This window comes from Streptomyces sp. NPDC051452, assembly GCF_044454765.1.
GTDB lineage: Bacteria > Actinomycetota > Actinomycetes > Streptomycetales > Streptomycetaceae > Streptomyces.
In genome coordinates this window covers 56,191-78,107 of sequence record NZ_JBITEB010000014.1, presented here as the reverse complement: position 1 = coordinate 78,107, position 21,917 = coordinate 56,191, and the positions used below count along the sequence as shown (strand labels likewise).

The 21,917-nt window shown below is 73.6% G+C and carries 10 protein-coding genes; 5 read left to right on the top strand and 5 right to left on the bottom strand.

Annotation, left to right across the window (positions count from 1 at the left end; translation table 11 throughout):
- The first annotated feature begins 103 nt into the window (after window positions 1-103).
- On the top strand, window positions 104-808 hold the full coding sequence (locus ACIBA9_RS27865) for an alpha/beta fold hydrolase (RefSeq protein WP_399367167.1): 705 nt from the start codon (window positions 104-106) through the stop codon (window positions 806-808).
- Window positions 809-850: 42 nt separating this feature from the next.
- Entirely contained in the window at window positions 851-1,837 is a 987-nt protein-coding gene (locus ACIBA9_RS27860) for an L-threonylcarbamoyladenylate synthase (RefSeq protein WP_399367165.1), read from the top strand.
- A 361-nt stretch (window positions 1,838-2,198) separates the two neighbouring features.
- Here ACIBA9_RS27860 and ACIBA9_RS27855 read toward each other — a convergent pair whose 3' ends face one another.
- The 5 genes from ACIBA9_RS27855 to ACIBA9_RS27835 all read right to left on the bottom strand — a co-directional run bounded on the left by ACIBA9_RS27855 (window position 2,199) and on the right by ACIBA9_RS27835 (window position 6,897).
- Window positions 2,199-2,669, bottom strand: a complete 471-nt coding sequence (locus tag ACIBA9_RS27855; protein ID WP_399367163.1) for a flavodoxin family protein — start codon at window positions 2,667-2,669, stop codon at window positions 2,199-2,201.
- A 448-nt stretch (window positions 2,670-3,117) separates the two neighbouring features.
- Entirely contained in the window at window positions 3,118-4,131 is a 1,014-nt protein-coding gene (sbnB, locus tag ACIBA9_RS27850; protein ID WP_399367161.1) for a 2,3-diaminopropionate biosynthesis protein SbnB, read from the bottom strand.
- Window positions 4,125-5,144, bottom strand: a complete 1,020-nt coding sequence (gene sbnA / locus ACIBA9_RS27845; RefSeq protein WP_399367159.1) for a 2,3-diaminopropionate biosynthesis protein SbnA — start codon at window positions 5,142-5,144, stop codon at window positions 4,125-4,127. Before sbnA ends, sbnB begins: the two co-directional genes overlap by 7 nt.
- Window positions 5,145-5,299: 155 nt before the next feature.
- Entirely contained in the window at window positions 5,300-6,583 is a 1,284-nt protein-coding gene (locus ACIBA9_RS27840; protein WP_399367157.1) for an MFS transporter, read from the bottom strand.
- A gap of 95 nt (window positions 6,584-6,678) precedes the next feature.
- Window positions 6,679-6,897 carry an MbtH family NRPS accessory protein gene (locus ACIBA9_RS27835; protein ID WP_181809641.1) on the bottom strand — a complete coding sequence of 73 codons (219 nt, stop codon included), beginning with the start codon at window positions 6,895-6,897 and terminating at the stop codon, window positions 6,679-6,681.
- A gap of 191 nt (window positions 6,898-7,088) precedes the next feature.
- Between ACIBA9_RS27835 and ACIBA9_RS27830 the strand changes: the two genes are divergently transcribed.
- From ACIBA9_RS27830 to ACIBA9_RS27820, 3 genes are read left to right on the top strand one after another with little or no spacing between them, the layout of a single operon-like run.
- Entirely contained in the window at window positions 7,089-8,120 is a 1,032-nt protein-coding gene (locus tag ACIBA9_RS27830) for a TauD/TfdA family dioxygenase (protein WP_399367155.1), read from the top strand.
- A complete protein-coding gene (locus ACIBA9_RS27825; RefSeq protein ID WP_399367153.1) occupies window positions 8,107-14,565 on the top strand; it encodes an amino acid adenylation domain-containing protein in 6,459 nt (2,152 codons plus the stop codon). The genes ACIBA9_RS27830 and ACIBA9_RS27825 overlap by 14 nt, the downstream gene beginning before the upstream one ends.
- A complete protein-coding gene (locus ACIBA9_RS27820; protein WP_399367151.1) occupies window positions 14,562-21,779 on the top strand; it encodes an amino acid adenylation domain-containing protein in 7,218 nt (2,405 codons plus the stop codon). The genes ACIBA9_RS27825 and ACIBA9_RS27820 overlap by 4 nt, the downstream gene beginning before the upstream one ends.
- The last annotated feature ends 138 nt before the right edge of the window (window positions 21,780-21,917 follow it).

Here is a 21,917-nt window from a genome sequence, read left to right as displayed (position 1 = left end):
GTGTCTGCCGCGACATGCCGATGTGCACCAAGCCTTTCCGTCGGCGGCTGCGGATTCCTTGCGCGGGATGTCACTGCACAGTGACACCGGGAAGGAAGGGATCGTGTCGACCGTGCAAGAACACGAAGGAAAGTCGGCGACGTCGGCGCTGCGGCTGCGGCACTGCCCGCGGCAGCCGCGGGCGGCGATCGTCAGCCTGCACGGGGGACGGACGGACAGTTACCAGACATCGCAGCCCTGGCACTTGGCGGCACTGAGAATGCGCCCCGTCCTCCGCGCGGCGGCATCCGCCATGCCCCTGGACGACATCGTTCTGGCCCACGTGCGCTACCGCCACCGCGGCTGGAACCACAACGATCCCCTGCACGACACCTACCGCGCCCTCAGCGAACTGCACCAGATCGCAGGAGCGGTGCCGACCATCCTCATCGGCCACTCCATGGGAGGCAGGGCAGCCCTGCGGGCAGCTTCTCACCCGCAGGTACACGGCGTCCTCGCTCTCGCGCCATGGCTTCCGCCAGGGGAACCAGCCGGGCAGCTGAGCGGAAAACGCGCCGTCGTCATGCACGGCGAGCGGGACAGGGTGACCAGCCCCCGCGCCTCCGCCGACTACGTCCAGCGGGCCCGAACGGCCGGGGCCCGTGCCGGGGTGATCCTCATCGGCAAAGGGGACCACGCCATGATCCACCGCTCCGGCCTCTGGCACCGCACCGTTGCCACCGTGGTCACCGATCTCCTGCGCCCGGAGGCGCCGCCCACCGGCCTGACCGCCGCCAGCTACGCAGCCACCGATCCTCTCCTGCTGTAACGGCACCGCTCATGGTCATCGGCCCTCCTGCGTGCTCCTAGGATGGTGAGGGTGACGGCAACACCGAGTGAGATCGAGGAAGCGGCCGGTGTGCTGCGCGCCGGCGGCCTGGTGGCCCTCCCGACCGAGACCGTCTACGGACTGGGGGCCAACGCCGAGGAGCCCGCCGCCGTCTCGCGCATCTTCCAGGTCAAGGGGCGTCCGCCCTCGCATCCGCTGATCGTCCACATTGGCGGTGCCGAGCAGCTGGACGACTGGGTCCAGGACGTGCCCGAGGCGGCACGCCTGCTGGCCGAACGCTTCTGGCCCGGGCCCCTCACGCTGGTCCTGCCGCGCAGTGCCCGCGTGCCCCTGGAAGCGACCGGAGGCCTTCAGACGGTGGCCGTGCGCGTGCCCGGCCACCCCGTCGCACTTGCGCTGCTGTCTGCCTTCGGCGGCGGTGTCACGGCGCCGTCCGCCAACCGCTTCGGACAAGTCAGCCCCACGACAGCGGACGATGTCCGGGTCGAGCTCGGGGAGGCGGTCGACTTCGTTTTGGACGGCGGCCCCTGCGAGGTGGGTGTCGAGTCGACCATCGTCGACGCCACGGGCGACATCCCGAGCATCCTTCGGCCCGGCGGGGTGACGCGTGAGGACCTCGAAGCAGTGCTGGGGTGCCCGCTCGCCGTTCCCACGACCAGCCGCGTTCGGGTGCCGGGGCAGCATCCGTCGCACTACGCCCCGCGGGCGCGGGTCGTGCTCGTCCAGCCGGAGAAGGTCCTCGCCGAAGCGGAACTCGCGCAGGAGCAAGGACACCAGGTGGGCGTCTTTCTGCCTGCCTCCTTCGCCGACACTCCTGTGAGGGCGCATGCCGTGGTGACGGTTCCCACTTCGATGGCTGCCTACGCGCGCGACCTGTACCGGTTCCTACGCGAACTCGACCAGCAGGGCTGCGACCTCATCGTTGCCTCGTTGCCAACGGAAGAGGGGCTGGGGCTCGCGATCGCCAACCGTCTTCGCCGGGCGGCAGGGCCCCGACTGCCTCTCTGACCAGCATTGACACCGCTGCCGCAGTGTCCGCGCGTACCCTGTCGGCGCCGGACAGCCGGGCCGACAAAGGCACTGCCTGCCTCGGTGCGACGGAGGGGAGGAGAACGTCGGCGGGGTCGCGCAGTCGCTCGGCCGCCGGCGGTCCTGTCTCCGGGGGAACACGGTCAACGCAGCTCAGCTCGGCCAGCACGCCACGCACCTTGTGTGAGGCGGAGGCAGTGGCGCGCGCCATGCCGCGGATGGCTTTCGTCGCCGGACGGGACCCGGACACTGCACTGGTACCGAGGGAACTCGTTGCCGCGGTGGTGGAGGAGCTACCCCGAGAGCGGGAGCGGGGTAGAGGCCCCCGGAGCGACATGCGTCAGGACACCGGCCCTCGCCCGTCCCGCAGCCGTTCAGCGAACACCCGCGCGGCGGCCAGGTCCCAGGCGTTCGGCCGCTCCTTGTTGATACCGCCGACGAGCTTGAAGGGCGTCCAGGTGTCGAACGCCCGGCACGAGAAGCTCCCCTTCACCTCAAAGCCTTTGCCTTCGAGGGACTGGACCACGGGGCGGGTGAAAGGCGCCAGCGGTATCTCGGGGAGCCCGCTGGTGGCGAACACGAACGCCTGCCCACCCCCGGAGGGAAGTGCCTTGACGAAGTTGGTCAGGCGGGGGTGGAGCCTGCTGTAGAAGACGCCCGAGCCGAATCCCACGAGGTCGGCGCCAGCCAGCTCCGCCAGGTCGGCCTCCTCGGGGGAGACGACCTTCGCACCCAGTATCCGGGCCATGCTGTCGGCGACGCGACGCGTATTGCCGTGCGACACAGAGGCGCACACGATGACGGCCTTCATCCTCACGATCCCTTCTCTCGCTTCCGTAATGAGGACAACGCAGCGGCATCAGATGTGACACCACCCGAATGTGATTCCACCGACACCACAGGGGCCAAGCGGCAGACCCCCTCCTTCCCCCGAGCAGGGCGGCAGGGCGGCAGGGCGGCAGAGCGGCAGAGCGGCAGGGCGGCAGGGCGGGAAGGGCGGCGGTGGGCTCTACTTCCGGAGTGGACCCCGCCGAGTACGCCCGCCGCGCCGGCCATGGGGAGTCAGCGCGCAGGCCGGGCCCGGTCGAGAGCGGGTGACGTGAAGGGCGCCTGACGGGTGAAAACCCAGGTCAGGCGCCGTTTCGCATAGGTCTGGAAGAAGCCCGGCTTCTTCGATCCGGTTCCTCGGAGCGGGCCGCTGCTCGGTGGGATGGATGCCGAGGTCGCCGTGCTGGGGCCGATGCCGCGACCGTCGCCGGTCAGCCGACCGCGGCCTCGGCGGGAGCCGGCAGGAAGTCCGGTACCCGGGTGCCGAGGCCCAGGGATGCGGCCCGGCGGCGGACGAGGTCGGCGAGGGCGAGGTCCAGGGTGCCCAGGCCGAACGGGGAGAACACGGTGACGCGGTCCTCGGCGCGTCGGAAGGGCGTTCCCGCGTTCAGTACGGCACCGATCGAGGTGGTGATGAAGCCCCGGTTGCCGCAGAGCTGTTCGGCCAGGTGCAGGGAGGTCGACTCGCGGCACACGTGGTCCGCGTCGTCGACCACGTTGACGGCGGTCAGGATGCTTCCAGGTGTCAGGTCGCGCAGGGACACGTGCAGGAGCAGGGTGCCGGGCCGGCAGGCGTCGGTGGTCAGGTGCGGGGCGGCGGCGGTGGTCGCCAGGCAGACCAGCCGGTGGGCGGCGAGCGCCTCCTCCGTGCTGACGGCGACCTCGGTCTTCAGGTCCGGCCAGCGGGCCTGGCAACGGGCGGCGAAGGACTCCGCCCGGGTGCTGTCGAGGTCGAACACGGTGACCGCGGCGAGGTCGGGCAGGAGAGCCCGAAGATAGACGAGGATCTCGAAGCCGATCACGCCGCAGCCGATCAGGGAGACACCGGTCTCCGGGACGGACGAGCCCAGCGTCGCCGCCGCGAGGGCGGCGCTCGCCGCGGTGCGCCGAGCAGAGATCACCGAGCCCTCCAGCAGGGCCTCCGGCTGCCCGGTGGCCATGGAGTTGAGGATCACCGCGGCGGAGGCGCGTTCCAGGCCCCGCGCGGTGTTGCCGGGGAAGGAGGCGATCCACTTGATGCCCGCCACCGGCTCCTCCTCGCCGAGGTAGGCGGGCAGTCCGATGATCCGGTTGCGCGGGTCGTCCGGAAAACGGAGGAAGACCGAGTGCGGCAGGGCCGTACGGCCCCGGTCGTGCAGCAGGTACGCGCGGCGCACTGCTGCGACGACCTCGGCCTCGGCGTCGTCGAGGACTTGGTGGACCTCTCCGGCTCCAAGGATCAGCATGATGCCCCCTTCATCGCCAACTTCGTCTCCTTCCACAGGTGGGACACGTCGCCGAAGTGGCGGGCGACCCATTCGTCGTCGTAGATCGTGTCGAGGTAGCGCTCCCCGCGGTCGGGCAGGACGACCGCGCAGCGCGCGCCCGCCGGGATGCGGTCGGCCATCAGGCCGACCGCCGCCACCAGGGCCCCGGAGGAGCCGCCCGCGAGGATGCCCTCCCGGGTGGCGAGCCGCCGGCAGCCGACCACGCAGTCGAGGTCCGTCACATGGACGACCTCGTTGGCGAGCCCGTCGCGGTAGAGCGCCGGCCGTACGGCCGCGCCGTGGCCCGGTATCAGCCGGGGTGCCGGAACGCCGCCGAAGATGGCGCTCCCTCTGGCGTCCACCGCGACCACGGTCACCGGCAGCTGCCGGTCGCGCACGTACTCCGCGCAGCCGCGCAGGGTGCCGCAGGAACCCGTCGCGCAGAACAGGTAGTCGATCCCGCCCGGCACCGCTTCCAGGATCTCGCGCATCGTCCGCCGGTGTGCCTGGGGGTTGAGCGGGTTGGCGTACTGGTTGGGCCAGTAGGCGCCGGGGATGTGAGCGACCAGCGCGTTGATGCGGCGGATCCGGACGGGCAGGTACTCGCCCGTCGCCGGGTCGCACTCGCTCACCACCTCGACCTCTGCACCGAGGGCCCGCATGACGGCGATGTTCTGCCGGTTGGTGCGGGGGTCCACCACGCAGATGAACCGGAGCCCGTAGTAGGCGCAGATCTGGGCCAGTCCGATGCCCAGGTTGCCGGAGCTCGATTCGACGACCACCGAGCGGCCGGGCACCAGGGTGCCGCCCCGGATCAGCCCGCGCAGCATCTCCAGGGCCGAGCGGTCCTTCATGCTGCCGCCGGGGTTGAAGGCCTCCAGTTTGGCGTAGGTCGTGAAGTGCCGCCCCGGAGCGAGCTTGGCGAGTTCGACCAGCGGCGTGCCGCCGATCGTGCCGAGAACGCCGGCGGGCCCGTCGTCAGGTTCCGGCATGGTGGCCTCGCCCCGTCGGATCGGGGCGGGGCCCGAGCATCGTGCGGAACACGCTAGTTCCTCCTGTCAGCACTGGATCGAGGGGTGGTGCGGCGGCCGCCGCCCGGCCTGGTTCGGTGCGGGCGTGAGCCGAGGCCGGGCCGGGGCCCGGAGGGTCACCGCGCCGGCGCGCCGGACGTGACGCGTACGGAGCGGGCTAGGGAGGCGGCGCCGGCGATCAGCACCATCCAGCCCGCCAGGGCCAACGCGGCGGTCCGCGCGCCGGCCGAGTCGAGCAGCAGACCGCCGAGCAGCGAGCCGATCGGCAGCGCCCCGTTGGAGAGCGTGGTCATCGCCGCGAGCACCCGGCCGCGCAACCGGTCCGGGGTGATGCCCAGTTGGTAGCTGCCGAGTGCCACGTTCCACAGCGGTCCGACGAACCACATCGCGGCGTAGGCGGCGGCGAGCGTGAACGGGTCGCGGCTGAAGGCGATCACGGCCATCAGCACCGCCCACGCCCAGTTCGCGCCGATCACCAGGGCGCCCAGTGGGACCCGGCGGGCGAACCACGGCGCCGCCAGCGAGCCGAGGACACCCCCGCCCCCCGCGACACCGACCGTCAGGCCCACCCCCGCCGAGGACGCGCCGACGTCGGCGGCCAGCACGATGGTGACCAGAAACAGCGCCCGGAACATCAGGTTGCTCCCCGCCACCAGCAGGGTGGTGGTGCGCAGGAAGGGCTGTCGCCAAAGCCACCCCAGGCCCTCGCGGACCTGCTCGCCCATGCTGCCGGCGCGGGCCGACCGCTCGGCCTCGAACTCCTTGCGGATGAACAGCAGTCCGGTCAGCGAGACCAGATAGCTCAGCGCGTCGGCCAGGAACGGGACGGCCCGGCCGAGACCGAACAGCACACCGCCGAGCGGCGTCCCGAGCATCACGGCGGCCCGCCCCCGCGCCTCATTGCGGGACAGGGCCAGCGAAAGCTGGCTCTTGGGTACCACGTTCGGGACGGCCGCGTGCGCGGCGAGCCCGTGGAACACCGTCAGCGCCCCTTCGACGAAGCCCACAGCCAGCACCAGCGGCAGGCCCAGGACGTCGAGGGCGGCGGCGACCGCGATGGCCGCCGCGCCGAGCGCGCGCAGCGCGTCGCACCAGATCATCAGCCGCCGACGCGGCCAGCGGTCCACCAGGGCGCCGGCCGGCAACGGGAGGAGCAGCGCGGGCAGCAGCGCCACGAATCCGGCCAGGCCGGCGGCGAACGGCGAGCCGGTGATGGCCAGCACCAGCAGCGGGTAGGCGATCGTGGTGGCCGTCGACCCGAGCAGGGAGACCGCCGAGCCGCCCCACAGCAGCAGGAAGTCGCGGTTGCGGTGCAGCGGCACCACCGGGCCGGCGGTGGCCGTGTCCGGAGGGTCTGGCGGCCATGGCTCCGCCGGCGCCCTCGTCTCGGGGCTTGTCATCTGTCACCCTCCAAGTCCGGCCCGGGCCGGACACCAGGGCCTGTCCAGCGGTTCGCGTCCGAGGTTCTCCTTCGACCTGGTCCGCCGGGCAGCAGCTAGCCGCGCGCCGCCCCCTCCATCTGCCGGCGCAGACTGAGCGGTCGCATGTCGGTCCAGACGGTGCCGATGTGGGCCAGGCACTCGCTCCGGCTGCCCTCGGTGCCCTCGGCGTGCCAGCCGAGCGGCAGCTCGCGGTCGGCGAGCCAGACGGAGTACTGCTCCTCGTCGTTGCGGACGACGCGGTAGGTGCGCTCGTCGGTGTCTTCCTCGGCCACGGCGGGCCCTCCCTTGGATGAACTGCCGCGTCACGCACCTCACGTGACCGGTGGCGGCGCCGCAGAGCCTGCCGCAACAGCCCCCTTCGACCCCAGAGAAGGAGGCGCAGTCACCGTGGCGCCGACGCTGCCGACGTGACTGCCGGTTGTTCTCTCGGAGCGGCGACGGCCCGGCAGCGACGCTGAGGTGCATGACTGCGAACTCCTCCATCCGGACCGCGCCGCTCGGGCGCGCCCAGGAGCGCGACGCGAGCTCCGCGCTGCCCCTGACGCTGTCCGCCGAGTCCCCCGGTACGCCCCTGTCCGCATACCTGTCGGCCGCCCGACCGCTCGTCCGCGGCCGGCTGCTCGAACACGGCGCGGTGCTGCTGCGCGGCTTCGACGTCGGCGGCGTGGACGGCTTCGAGGCCGCGGTCCGGGCGGTGTCCGGCACACCGCTGCCCTACGCGGAGCGGTCCTCGCCGCGGAGCACCATCAAGGGGCAGGTGTACACCTCGACCGACTATCCGCCGGACGAGGAGATCTTCCTCCACAACGAGAACTCCTACCAGGCGGACTGGCCGCTGAACCTCTTCTTCCACTGCGTGCAGCCGCCGGACACCCTGGGCGCAACCCCGCTCGCCGATACCCGCCGGGTGTACCAGGCGATCGACCCGTCCGTCCGGGAGGAGTTCGCCGCCCGGGACTGGATGGTGGTGCGCAACTTCTCCGACGGCTTCGGCGTGCCGTGGCAACAGGCCTTCGACACGGCCGACCGCGGTCAGGTCGAGGCGTACTGCGCCCGCAACGGCGTGGAGACCGAGTGGACGGCGAACGGCCTGCGGACCCGTGCGCGCCGCCGGGCGGTGCACCGGCACCCGGTGACCGGCGAGACGGTCTGGTTCAACCACCTCACTTTCTTCCACGTGACCACGCTGGCCGAGGAGGTGTGCGGCGCGCTGCGGGAGATGTACGACGACGCGCAGCTGCCGACCAACACCTACTACGGCGACGGGCGGCCGATCCCGGACGAGGTCGTCGCACACCTGCGGTCCTGCTACCGCGCCGAGCAGCGCCGCTTCGACTGGCAGCGGGACGACGTGCTCCTCGTGGACAACATGCTGGCGGCGCACGCCCGCGAACCGTTCACCGGACCGCGCCGGATCGCCGTGGCGATGGCCGAGCCCTGCTCGGCGGCCGTGCGGTCCGCCACGTACCCGGAGGTGACCGATGTCCGCCGATGACAGCGGCCTGCCGCTCTCGTACGCCCAGGAACAGCTCTGGTTCCTCGACCAGCTCCGCTCCGGTGCCTCCACCGAGTACCTGATGTGCGAGGCGTTCCGCGTCCGCGGCCCGCTCGACACGCGGGTGCTGGAGGCGGCGTTCACCGAGATCTCGGCACGGCACGAGGTGCTGCGCACCCGCTACGGCACCGCGCAAGGCGCCGGCGCGCAGTTCGTGGCAGAGCCCGGCCCCGTGCGGCTCGTCCGGGTGGACCTGACGGGCACGGCACCGGCGGACCGCGAGGCGCGCGTGCGCGAACTGCACGCGGCCGAGCTGCGCACGCCGATCGACCTGCGCACCGAGGCCCCCTGGCGGCTGACCCTGGTCCGGTTCGCCGAGGAGGACGCCGCCCTGCTGGTGACGGTCCACCACATCGCCTTCGACGGATGGTCCTGGGGCGTCCTCGCCCGGGAACTGCACGAGCTGTGCACCGCGTTCGCGGCCGGCCGGCCCTCGCCGCTCGACCCGGTACCGGTGCAGTACGCGGACTTCGCGCAGTGGCAGCGCGACACCTGGGCGGCCGCACCCGCGCGGGCCGAGCAGCGGCGCGGCTACTGGCGGGAGCGGCTGGCGGGCCTGGAGCCGCTGGAACTGCCCGCCGACCGCCGGCGTCCGGCGCACTGGGACGCGGCCGGGGACAGCGTCGCCTTCACGGTGCCCAGGGAGCTGGCCGGGCGGCTGGAGGTGCTCGGCCGGGACGCGGGCGCGACCCCGTTCATGGTGCACCTGGCCGCGTTCCAGCTGCTGCTCGCGCGCTGGTCCGGCCGCACCGACGTGGCGGTCGGCGTGTCCGTCTCGGACCGCGACGAGGTCGAACTGGAGCCGCTGATCGGCCTGTTCCTCAACACCGTGGTGCTGCGCTCCGACCTGTCCGGCCACGGCTCGTTCCTCGACCTGCTGGCGCGGGTCCGGGAAACCACCCTGGACGCCTACGAGCACCAGGACGTGCCGTTCGGCTGGGTGGTGGCCGACCTCGCGCCCGAGCGGGACCCTTCCCGCAACCCGGTGTTCCAGGTCGGCTTCGCGCTGCACAACGCCGAGCGCCGCCCGCTGCGGCTGCCCGGACTCGACGTCGCCAAGGTCGAGCCGGCCACCGATCACTCCGCCTTCGACCTGTCGCTGCACCTGTCCGAACTCCAGGACGGCTCGATCGCGGCCCGGCTCATTTTTCCCACCGCGCTGTTCGACCGCGCGCGGATCGAGCGGATGGCGGCGAGCCTGCTGCGGCTGCTCACCGGCATCGCCGAGCACCCGGACGCCCCCGCAGACGCGCTGGAGATCGTCCCCGCCGAGCAACTGGCGGCCTTCGAGCGCTGGAACCGCACCGAGACCGAGCGGTCGCGGCAGTCGCTCGCCGAACTGTTCTTCACCCAGGCCCTGGCCACCCCGGACGCGGTGGCCGTGGTGTCCGGCGAGCGGGAGACCCGCTACGCCGACCTCGCCGACCGGGTACGGCGGCTGGCCGGACTGCTGCGCTCGCGCGGCGTCGGCCCGGAGAGCGCGGTGGGCGTCGCGCTGCACCGCGGCACCGACCTGGTCGCCACCGTTCTCGCCGTGCTCACCGCAGGCGGCATATACGTGCCGCTGGCCGCGGAACACCCGGCGGAGCGGCTGGCCCATCTGATCGGCGACGCCGAAGTGACCCTGCTGGTCACCGAGGAGGCGCTGTCCGGGCGGCTGCCGGCCCACCCGAACACCCTCGTCCTCGACGCCGTCCGGCCGCCGGAGTTCGAGCAGGCTCCGCCCCTCGAACCGGAGGGCGCGGCCGGCACGCGGGCCGCGTACGTGATGTACACCTCCGGTTCGACCGGCCGGCCCAAAGGTGTCGTCGTACCCGAAGCCGCGATCCGCAACCGTGTGCTCTGGTCGGTGGAGCGCTACGGCCTGGGCCCCGGCGACCGGGTGCTGCAGAAGACCACCATAGGTTTCGACGCCGCGCTGTGGGAGTTCCTCTCCCCGCTGGTATGCGGGGCCGCGGTGGTGACGGGCCCCCAGGACGCCCACCGCGACCCGGCGGTGATGGTCCGTGCCGTGGCCGACCACCGGGTCACCGTGCTGCAGGGCGTGCCCTCGATGCTGCGCCTGCTGCTGGAGGAGCCGGCCCTGGCCGACTGCGCCTCACTGCGCCTGCTGTGCTCGGCGGGCGAGCCGCTGCCCGCCGACCTGGCCGACCGGCTGCGCCGCACCCTCGACGCCGAGGTCGTCAACACCTACGGCCCCACCGAGTGCGCCGTGGACGCCACCGCCTGGCACTTCGACCCGGACGAGCCCGGCGACCTGGTGCCCATCGGCCTGCCGCTGCCCAATGTGCGCACCTACGTGGTGGACCCCGAAGGCCGTCAGGTGCCCGTCGGGGTGACCGGCGAGCTGCACGTCGGCGGCCTCGGACTCGCCCGCGGCTACGCAGGCCGGGGCGACCTCACCGCGGACCGGTTCGTCCCCGACCCGGACGCGGCCGTGCCCGGCGCCCGCCGGTACCGCACCGGCGATCTGGTGCGGCGCCGCGCGGACGGCGCGCTGGAGTACGTCGGACGCGTCGACGACCAGGTCAAGATCGGCGGAGTGCGGATCGAGCCCGGCGAGATCGAGGTCCTGCTGTCGGCCCATCCGTCGGTGGCCGCCGCCGTGGTGGCCGTGCAGCGGTCCGACGCGGGCGACGCGCGGCTGACCGCGTACGCGGTGCCCGCCGCGGGGCAGCGGATCGATCCGGAGGCGCTGCGAGTCCACCTGGCCGCCACGCTGCCGGAGGCGATGCTGCCGTCCGCCGTCGTCGAACTCGACGAGCTTCCCCTCACGCCGAACGGAAAGGTCGACCGCCGCCGGCTGTCGGCCGTCGCCGAACCCGGCCGGCCCGCCGCCGAGGACCGGCAGGCCCCGCGCACCCCCGCGGAGGAGGCCGTCGCCGCGCTGATGGCCGAGATCCTGGGCGTCGAACAGGTCGGTGCCCAGGACGACTTCTTCCTGCTGGGCGGCCACTCCCTGCTCGCGATCAGGCTCGTGCTGCGGCTGCGGCGCGCCTTCGGTACCGAACTGACCGTCGGCGAGCTGTTTCAGGCGAGGACGGTCGCCGCGCTGGCCGCCCGGCTCACCGAGGCCGGCGCCGGCCCCGGTGAGCCGGATCCGGACACGGATCCGGACGCCGTCCGGCCCGCGGGCCGGGACCGCCCGCTGCCGCTCTCGTTCGGCCAGCAGCGGATGTGGTTCCTCGACCAACTGGAGCCCGGAACCCATGAGTACGTCGTCCCGCTGGCGCTGCGGCTGACCGGACCGCTCGACACCGTCGCGCTGCGCCACGCGCTGGACGCGTTGTCCGGACGGCACGAGATCCTGCGGACCAGGTACCGCTCCGAGGGCGGCGAGCCCGTCCAGGTCGTCGACCCCGCCGGGACGGTGGACTTCACCCTGACCGACCTGACGGGCGCGCCCGACGCCGAGCCACGGGCCCGAGCCCTGGTGGACGAGCTGGCCCGCCGGCCGTTCGACCTCGAACACGGACACCCGCTGCGGGCGACCCTGATCCGCACCGCTCCCGAGGACCACCTCCTCGTGCTGACCCTGCACCACATCGCCTTCGACGCGTGGTCGACCAACGTCTACCTACGCGACCTCGACCTCTCCTACCGGGCCTTCACCGCGGGCGATCCGTCACCGCTCACCCCGCAGCCGGTGCGCTACGCCGACTTCGCGGTGTGGCAGCGCGAGCAGCAGCGGGCCGGCCGGCTGGACCCCCAGCTCGCCTACTGGCGCGACCGCCTGGAAGGACTCACGCCCGTCGAACTGCCCACCGACCGGGTCCGCTCGGCGGTCCGCGACGCCCGCGGCGACAACGTCGTCGTCGAGGTCGCGCCGGAAGTGGCCCGGGCCGTCACCGAACTGGCCGGCCGGCACGGCGCGACCCCGTTCATGGTGATGCTCGCCGCGTTCCAGGTGCTGCTGCGGCGCTGGACGGGTCGTGACGACCTCGCGGTGGGGACCCCGGTCGCCGGCCGGACCCGCCAGGAGACGGAGGACCTGGTCGGGTTCTTCACCAACAACCTGGTGATCCGCAGCGACCTCGGCGGCAACCCGGCCTTCGGTGAACTGCTGGAGCAGGTCCGCCGCACGGTGCTCGACGCCTTCGCCCACCAGGACGTGCCGTTCGAGCACCTGGTCGACGCGCTGCAACCGGAGCGGGACCTCTCCCGCAACCCGCTGTTCCAGATCATGTTCGAGCACCAGCACCTGGCAGGCGTCCCCGACCGGCTCGGCGCGGCCGCCGTGGAACCGGTCCGGGCCGGACTGGAGACCGCCAAGTTCGACCTCACCGTGACCGTCAAGGAGCGTGGCGGGCGCATGTACTGCTGGTTCGAGTACGCGACCGCGCTCTTCGACCGGGAGACCGTCGAACGGATGGCGGGCCACTACCTGACCCTGATCGGCAGTGTGACGGCCGCCCCCGGCGCGCGGATCGGTGACCTCCGCATGCTCACCGAGGACGAGCGGCAGCGCGCCCTCACCACCTGGGCCGACCCGGAGTCCGCACGGGCCGCCGTGCTCGACCCGGCGGACGAACACGGGCTGTGCGTACCGGACCTGTTCGCCCGGCAGGTCCGGCGGGCCCCGGACGCCATCGCCGTGGTCTTCGGTGACCGGCAGGTCAGCTACGCCGAACTCGACGCGCTCTCCGACCGGTTCGCCGCCCGCCTGCGCTCCCTCGGGGTCACCGCGGAGACGGTCGTCGGCTCCTGCCTGGAACGCGGCGTCGAGGCGGTGGTGGTCCTGCTCGGCGTACTGAAGGCCGGCGGCGTCTACGTGCCGTTCGACCCCGGTCACCCCGCCGAGCGGCTGGAGCTCATGCTCGCCGATGCCGGCCCGGAACTCGTCGTCACCACCCGCGCGTTCGCCGACCGCCTGACCGGAGCCCACCGCGTGGTCCTGGCCGACGCCGACGCCGACGCCCGGGACGAACCCGTCCCGGCCCCCGCGGCCCCGGCGCCCCTCCCGGTCCGGCCGCGCAACCTCGCCTACGTCATCTACACCTCCGGCTCGACCGGCCGCCCCAAGGGCGTGATGATCGAGCACCGTGCATACGCCCACCACTGCCGGGTGATCGCCGACGCGTACGGCATCGTCCCCGGCGAACGGGTGGCGCTGCTGTCCGCCCTCACCTTCGACGTGGCGATGGACCAGACCGCGGCCACCCTGGTGGCCGGCGCCACCGTCGTCGTCGCCGACCCGGTGTTCTGGACCCCGGACGAACTGCCGGCCCGGCTCGCCGAGCACGGCGTCACCGTCCTGGAGATCACCCCGTCCTATTACCGGGCCGTCCTGGAGTCGCCCGACCTGCACCTGCTGGACTCGATGAAGCTGATGAACGTCGGCAGCGACGTGGTCACCGGGCTGGACGCGCGGCGCTGGTCCGAAACCGGCCTGCCCGCCCGCTTCCTGTGCAACTACGGGCCCACCGAGGCCACCGTCACCTGCCTGCTGCATCCCGTCCCCGAGGCGCCGGCGGAGGGCGACGCCGCCCGCGCCCTGCCGCTCGGCCGGCCCGTGCCCGGCACCCGGGCCTACATCCTGGACGCTGACCTGCGGCCCGTCCCCGTCGGCGTCCCCGGCGAGCTGTACCTCGGCGGCGTCCGGCTGGCCCGCGGCTACCACCGGCGGCCGGACCTCACCGCGGAACGGTTCGTGCCCGACCCCTTCGCCACCGAGCCCGGCGGGCGGCTCTACCGCACCGGCGACCTGACCCGCCACCGCCCCGACGGCACCATCGAGTTCCTCGGCCGGATCGACCACCAGGTCAAGGTCCGCGGCCTGCGCATCGAACTCGGCGAGATCGAGGCGGCACTCGCCCGGCACCCCGCCCTCCAGGAGGCGGTGGTCACCGCTCCGCAGACGGCTCCCGGTGAACGCCGGCTGGCCGCCTATCTGGTGGCGCGTCCCGGCAGCCCGATGCCCGACGTGGCCGAGTTGCGCGCGCACCTGGGCGCGCTCCTACCCGAGTACATGATCCCCTCCGTGTGGGTGCCGCTCGACGCGTTCCCGCTGACGGCCAGCAAGAAGATCGACCGCAAGGCCCTGCCGGACGCCTCGGCCGCCCTGACCGGCGGCGCCCGCGAGCACCTCGCCCCGCGCGACCCCGCCGAGGAGGCCGTCGCCGCGATCTGGTCCGAGGTCCTCGGCCAGGAGCGGATCGGCGCCCACGACGACTTCTTCGCCCTGGGCGGGCACTCGCTGCTCGCCACCCGGGTGCTGGCCCGGCTCCGCGAGACGTTCGCCGTCGAGCTGCCCCTGCGCCTGCTGTTCGAGGCCACCACCGTGGCCCGGCTCTCCCAGGCGGTGTCCGAGGCCGTTGAGGCCGACGTCGCCGCACTCTCCGACCAAGAAGTGGCGGGTCTGCTCGCCGAGGAAGGCCTGCGATGACCGACACCAGGGACCGCGCGCACCTGAGGCAGGAACTGCTCCGCCTGCGCCTCGCCGGCCGGGCCGCCCCGGCCCCGGCGGACGAAATCGCCCGCGCGCCGCGCGGCGGCCCGCTCCCGCTCTCCTTCGCCCAGCGCCGCCTGTGGATCCTCGACCGGCTCCAGCCCGGCGGCACCGAGTACCTGATGACCGTGGCGCTCAGGCTGCGCGGCCCTCTCGACCGGGCCGCGCTGCGTACCGCGCTGGACGGGATCGTCCACCGGCACGAGGTGCTGCGGACCCGCTATCCGGTGGCCGACGGCGAGCCCGTGCAGATCGTCGACGAGCCGGGGAGCGTCCCCCTCGTCGAGGAGGACCTCGGCGCACTCGACCGGGCGGCCGCGGACGCCCGGATCGCCGCCCTGGCCACCGGCGCGCGCCGGCCGGTCGACCTCGCCGAGGGCCCGGTGTTCTCCGCCGTGCTGGTCCGGACGGCAGCGCAGGAGCACATCCTCCTGCTCACCGTCCACCACATCGCCTGCGACGGGCGGTCCGAGGACGTCCTCGTCCGCGAACTCGCGGAACGCTACGAGGACGCGGTCGCCGGGCGTCCCACCCGCTCGCCCGAACCGCATGTGCAGTACGCCGACTTCGCCCTCTGGCAGCGCGAACGGCTCTCCGGTGCGGCGCTGCGCCGCCCGCTGGACCACTGGCGCGAGCGGCTGGCCGGGCTGCCGCCCCTGGAACTGCCCACCGACCGTCCCCGTCCCGCCGTACGCGACTCGGCGGGCGGCCTGGCGCCGCTCGCCGTGCCGGCCGGCACCGCCCGGCGGCTGACGGCGCTCGCGCGGGAGCACGGCGCCACCCCCTTCATGGCCCTGCTGGCCGCGCAAGCCGTCCTGCTGGGCCGCTGGAGCGGTCGGCGCGACGTCGCCGTCGGCTTCCCGGTGACCGGGCGCGACCGCGCGCAGCTCGAGGACGTGGTCGGCCTCTTCCTCAACACGCTGGTGCTGCGGGTCGACCTGGCCGGGGCGCCGTCGTTCGCGGACCTGGTGCGGCAGGTCCGCGAACGCGCCCTCGACGCCTACGCCCACCAGGAGCTGCCCTTCGAGCGGCTGGTCGAGGAGCTGGCACCGGAGCGGGACCCGTCCCGTACGCCGCTGTTCTCCTCCATGCTGCTGTGGCAGGACGCGGCCGGTTCGCCGGCGCCGGCGCCGATGGGCCCGCTGACGGCCGAGCGGCTGCCGGTCGGCGAGAGCAGCGCCAAGTTCGACCTCACCGTGGGGCTCGCCGAGCAGCCGGACGGCTCGCTGTCCGGCGGCGTCAACTACGCCTCGGCGCTGTTCGACCCGGCGACGGCCGAACGGTTCGCGGCACAGTTCGCCCGCTTGCTGGAGAGCGCGGTCGCCTCACCCGGCACCCCGGTGGACGAACTGGAGATCCTGCCCGCGGCGGAGCGCGACCGCCAGCTCGTCGACTGGAACGCGACCGGCCGGCCCTACCCGGCCGGCACCCTCACACAGCTCTTCGAGGCCCAGGCCGCCCGCACCCCCGACGCCGAGGCGGTGCGCTACGAGGGCGCCGGCCTCGGCTACCGTGACCTGAACGAGCGGGCCGGCCTGCTCGCCCAGCACCTGCGCACCCTCGGCGTCGGACCCGAGTCCGTGGTCGGCGTCTGCCTGCACCGGGGCACCGACCTCGTGGTGGCGCTGCTGGCGGTGCTCAAGGCCGGCGGCGCCTACCTGCCGCTCGACCCGGACTACCCGGCCGACCGGCTCGCCTTCATGCTGGAGGACTCCGGCGCCCGCGCCGTGATCACCGACCCCGGACTCGCCCCCCTGGTGCGCGACCGCGCGCCGCACCTGGTCGACATCACCGCGGACATGCCCCGCGCCCGCGCCCACCCCCCGGCCGTCGTGGCGGCCCCCGAGCACCCGGCGTACCTGATCTACACGTCGGGCTCAACCGGCCGCCCCAAGGGCGTGCTGGTCGAGCACCGGGCCATCGTCAACCGGCTGCACTGGATGCAGGAGGCCTACGGTCTCGGCGCCGACGACCGGGTGCTGCAGAAGACGCCCTACAGTTTCGACGTCTCGGTGTGGGAGTTCTTCTGGCCGCTGATCACCGGCGCCACCCTGGTGCTCGCCCGCCCCGGCGGCCACCGCGACCCGGCCTACCTGGCCGGGCTGATCGACACCGAGGCGATCACCACCGTGCACTTCGTACCGTCGATGCTGCGGGCCTTCCTCGCCGGGCCGCTGCCGGCCCTGCCCTCGCTGCTGCGTATGGTGTGCAGCGGCGAGGCGCTCCCCGCCGACCTGGTCACCGCCGTGCACGAGCGGATCGGCTGCGAGCTGCACAACCTGTACGGCCCGACCGAGGCCGCCGTGGACGTCACCGCGACCCGGTGCGAGCCGGGCCTCCCCGTCACCATCGGCCGCCCGATCGCCAACACCCGCACCTACATCCTGGACGACGCCCTGCGGCCGGTGCCGATCGGCGTGCCGGGCGAACTCCTGCTCGGCGGCGTCCAGCTGGCCCGCGGCTACCTGAACCGTCCGGCGCTCACCGCCGACCGCTTCGTGCCCGACCCCTTCGCCACCGAGCCCGGCGGCCGGCTGTACCGCACCGGCGACCTGGCCCGGTACCGCGCGGACGGCGCCATCGAGTACCTGGGCCGGCTCGACCACCAGGTGAAGATCCGCGGCCAGCGGGTCGAACTCGGCGAGATCGAGGCGGTGCTGGCCGAGGTGCCCGGCGTCGCGGCCGCGGCCGTCGCCGTGCACGACGAGCAACTCGTGGGATACCTGGTGCCGCCCTCGGCCGACGTCGAGGCGGTCCGCGAGCACCTGCGCGGGCGGCTGCCGGAACACATGCGGCCCGTGCACTGGACCCTGCTGGAGACCCTGCCCCTGACGCCCAGCGGCAAGACCGACCGCACGGCGCTGCCCGCACCCGATCGGACGCGCTCCGGGCTCGTCGGCGCGTTCACCGCCCCGAGCACGGCGATCGAGCGGACCCTCGCGGACGCCTTCGCCACGGCCCTGGGCGTCGACGAGGTCGGGGTGCACGACGGCTTCTTCCAGCTCGGCGGAGACTCCATGCGCGCCATCCGGGCCGTCGGAGCCCTGCGCGACCAGGGGCTCGACCTCACCGTGCAGGACGTCTTCGCCCGGCAGACCGTCGCCGAACTGGCCCCGGTGGCGGCCGCCCGGCCGGCGGCCGGCCCCCAGGAGACCACCCTGACCGGCCGGTTCGAGCTGCTCGCCCCGGGCGACCGGGACCGGCTCCCGCAGGGACTGGCCGACGCCTACCCCATGGGCCAGGTTCAGGTGGGCATGGTCTACGAGATGCTCGCCGACCCCGAGCGCAACACCTACCTCAACGTCAGCACCTTCCAGATCCTGGACGACGGCCCATTCTCCGCCGAGGCGTTCACCGGCGCGGTCCGCCTGCTGATCGAGCGGCACGAGATTCTCCGCACCTCCTTCGACCTCACCGGGTACTCCGAACCGCTCCAGCTCGTGCACCCCGCCGACGGCCTGGAGGTGACGACCGGCGTCACCGACCTGCGTGGTCTGCCGGCCGAGGAACAGCGGGCGCGGGTGCGGGACTTCCGCGACCGGGCCCAGCGCACCCCGTTCGACATCGGCCGCGCCCCGCTGCTGCGGTACCACGCCCACCTGATCGGCGACCGGGAGTGGCTGCTGACCCACGTCGAGTGCCACGCCATCCTGGACGGCTGGAGCCACCACTCGGTCATCGGCGAGCTGCGAACCCTCTACCGCGAACTGTCCCGGGGCGCCGCCACCCCGCCCGCGGCCCCGCCACGGGTCCGCTACGCCGACTTCGTCAAGCTGGAGAAGCGAGCCCTGGCTTCGTCGGCGGACCGGGAGTTCTGGCGGGAGCGCATCACCGGCCACGACCGGCTCCGGCTGCCCACCGACAGCGCCCTCGCCGAGGCGGACTCGCCGGCCCCCGAGGTGCGGCTGCCCTGGGCGCACCTGGAGCCCCGGCTGCGCCGGCTCGCCGCCGACACCCAGACGTCGCTCAAGAGCGTCCTGTACACCGCCCACCTGAAGGTGCTCGGCCTGATCAGCGGCCAGCACCGGTTCTTCGCCGGCGCCGTCACCAACGGCCGGCCCGAACTGCCGGGCGGCGACCGGGTGCGCGGTATGTACCTCAACACGGTCCCGTTCGCCGTCGACCTGCGGGCGCGGAGCTGGCGCGAGCTGGTGCGGTCGGTGTTCGCCGAGGAACTGGCGCTGTGGCCGCACCGGCGCTATCCGCTGCCCGCGATGCAGCGCGAATGGGGCGGCGGCGAACCGCTCGTCGAGGTGGTCTTCGCGTACCTGGACTTCCACGTGCTCGACGAGCAGCGCGCGGACATCGGCACGGTCGACGACCACAGCCCGAACGAGTTCACCCTCGACGTGTGGACCTTCCCCGGCGAGCTGCGGATGACCTGCCGGCCCGGCTGGGCCGGCCAAGAGCGGCTGGCGGCCATCGGCGACGCCTTCCTCGGCGTCCTCACCGCGATGGCCGACGACGCCGACGCGGACCCGCGCGGCTTCCACGCTCCCGGCCTGGAGCAGACCGACGGGACGCCGACCGGCAGCCGGCCACTGCCCGAGGTCTGCGTGCCCGAACTGATCGCCGCCCGCGGCCGCCCCGACGCGACCGCGCTGGAGGACGGCCGGCGCCGGCTCACCTACCGGGAACTCGAGGCCCGTTCCAACCAGCTGGCCCACCTGCTGCGCGGGCTCGGCATCGGCCCGGAGCAACCGGTCGCGCTCTGCCTGGACCGCGGCATCGAGGCGGTGGTCGCCATGCTCGCCGTCCTCAAGGCCGGCGGGTACTACGTACCGCTCGACCCCGGCTACCCGGACGCCCGCATCGGCTACGTTCTGGACGACGTCCGTGCCAGGGTGGTCCTGTGCCGCCCGCAGGACACCGCCCGCCTGGCCGGGTTCGCCGGCCTCGGCAGCGTCCCCCTGGACGCCGGGTGGGCCGTCCTCGACGGGCTGCCCGAAACCCCCGTCGACGCGGGCACGGTCCCCGACAACCTGGCGTACGTCACCTACACCTCGGGCTCCACCGGCCGGCCCAAAGGCGTGCAGGTCACGCACCGGGGCATCGTCCGGCTGGTGCACGACCCGAACTACGCCGACCTCGACCCGGACCAGGTGCTCCTCCTGCACGCGCCGCTCGCCTTCGACGCGTCCACGCTGGAGGTGTGGGGAGCGCTGGCCAACGGCGCCCGGCTCGCCGTCTGCCCGCCCGGGGCGACCACGGCCGACGAACTGGCCGAGGTGGTCCGCCGGCACGGCGTGACGCTGCTGTGGCTCACCGCCGGCCTGTTCCAGCACATGGTGGAGACCCGCCCGGAGCTGCTGGCCGAGGTACGGCAGGTGCTCGCCGGCGGCGACACGCTCTCGCCCTCGCACGTACGCACCGCCCTGGCCCACGAAGTGGCGCTGACCAACGGCTACGGCCCCACGGAGTGCACCACCTTCAGCACCGCGCTGCGCGGAGTGACCGAGGCCGACGCCGACCGAGGAGTGCCGATCGGCACACCGATCACCGACACCCGGGTGCTGGTGGTCGACGAGGACCTCGACCCGGTGCCGGTCGGGGTGCCCGGCGAACTCCTGGTCGGCGGCCCCGGACTCGCCCGCGGCTACCTGGGCCGCCCCGATCTGACCGCGGACCGCTTCGTGCCGGACCCCTCCGGGAGCGTCCCCGGGGCGCGCATGTACCGCACCGGGGACATCGCCCGTCGCGACGCCGACGGCACGCTGTCCTTCATCGGCCGGCGCGACGGCCAGGTGAAGATCCGCGGCCACCGGGTCGAACTCGCCGAGGTGGAGGCCGCGCTCGGCGGCCTCCCGTCCGTCCGGGCGGCGGCGGCCGCGGTGCATCCGGGACCGGACGGCCACAAGAGGCTGGCCGGCTATGTCGTCCTCGAACCCGGGCACGGTCCGCTGGACGTCGCCGCGCTGCGCGAGCAGTTGCGGCGGCGGGTGCCCGACTACCTGGTGCCCGGCGCCTGGGTGGAGCTGGCCGCACTCCCGCTCACCGCCAACGGGAAGATCGACCGGGCCGCGCTGCCCGAGCCCGCCGGGCCCGCCCCGACAGCGGCCCACACCGCCCCCCGCACACCCGCCGAGCGGGCCGTGGCCGAGGTGTGGAGCGAGGTGCTCGGTGTGCAGCGGGTCGGTGCCGACGACGACTTCCACGTCCTCGGCGGGCACTCGCTGGCGATCCTGCGGATCATCGCCCTGCTGCGCGAACGGCACGGCATCGAGCTGACCGTCCGGTCGTTCCTGGAGCGCCCCACCGTGGCGGGGCTCGCCGCGGCCGCCGAGGCCGGCACGCCGGCGGCCCGGTCACTGGTGTGGCTGCGGCGCGAGGGCACCAGGCCGCCGCTGTTCTGCGTGCACCCAGGGGGCGGCAGCGCCCACTGGTACCGCCCGCTGGTCCCGTACCTCGACCCCGACCAGCCGGTCGCGGCCTTCGGCTGGCCCGGCCTGCAGGCCGAGCACGGCCCCGTCCCCTCGACGGAACAGATGGCGGAGCGCTACCTGGCCGAGTTGCGGGCCGAGGCACCGCACGGGCCGTACCGGTTGTTCGGCTGGTGCGGCGGCAGCGGCATCGCGAGCGAGCTGGCGCACCGGCTCACGGCCGAGGGCGAGGAGGTCACCTTCATCCTGCTCGATCCTGGCCTGGACAACCACGAGCGGATCGAGCTGTGGCGGGAGTACTGGCTGATCGAGAGCTGTGTGGCGAAGCTGACCGAGCTGGCCGCCGCGCCGTCCGGGCAGGACACCTCGGCGCTGCGGGCGGAGGCCCTGTCACTGCTCGAACACCTGGTGGACGACGTCGATCCGGAGGTCGGGATCACGCTGCCGGAACACGGCGCCGGCGAGGTCTGGCTGCCCTCCGCGAAGATGTGGCGTGAGGTCATGGAGATGTGCCTGACCTACCGGCACCGCCCGTACCCGGGCCGGCTGCACCTGATCGCCAGCGACGAACTGGCCGACGGCAAGCACGAGGTGGCCTCCGGGCAGACGTTCCCCGACTACATCGCCCGGTGGCGCGAGCTCACCGGGGACGTGACACTGCACCGGATCCCCGGTGACCACTTCGGCGTGCTGAAGCCGCCGCACCTCGGCCGGCTCGCCGAGGCCGTCACCGCCATCCTCGGCGGCGGGGGCACGGAGGGTGCGGGCTGACGCGGCCGGGCGGGACGGCCGGGAGGGCGGGGGCGCGCTGGGCGCCCCCGCCCTCCCGGTGCGTCACGGACCGGATCGCGGTCGGCGCCGGAGGGCAGGACCACGCCGCGCACCGGACCGGCGGTGACGACCGGCCTG

Excerpts from the sequence above, each read along its gene's own strand:
- ACIBA9_RS27820 (WP_399367151.1), top strand. The coding sequence starts at position 14,562 with ATGACCGACACCAGGGACCGCGCGCACCTGAGGCAGGAACTGCTCCGC.
- sbnB (WP_399367161.1), bottom strand. The coding sequence starts at position 4,131 with ATGCTGATCCTTGGAGCCGGAGAGGTCCACCAAGTCCTCGACGACGCC.
- ACIBA9_RS27840 (WP_399367157.1), bottom strand. The coding sequence starts at position 6,583 with ATGACAAGCCCCGAGACGAGGGCGCCGGCGGAGCCATGGCCGCCAGAC.
- ACIBA9_RS27830 (WP_399367155.1), top strand. The coding sequence starts at position 7,089 with ATGACTGCGAACTCCTCCATCCGGACCGCGCCGCTCGGGCGCGCCCAG.
- ACIBA9_RS27855 (WP_399367163.1), bottom strand. The coding sequence starts at position 2,669 with ATGAAGGCCGTCATCGTGTGCGCCTCTGTGTCGCACGGCAATACGCGT.
- sbnA (WP_399367159.1), bottom strand. The coding sequence starts at position 5,144 with ATGCCGGAACCTGACGACGGGCCCGCCGGCGTTCTCGGCACGATCGGC.
- ACIBA9_RS27825 (WP_399367153.1), top strand. The coding sequence starts at position 8,107 with ATGTCCGCCGATGACAGCGGCCTGCCGCTCTCGTACGCCCAGGAACAG.
- ACIBA9_RS27860 (WP_399367165.1), top strand. The coding sequence starts at position 851 with ATGGTGAGGGTGACGGCAACACCGAGTGAGATCGAGGAAGCGGCCGGT.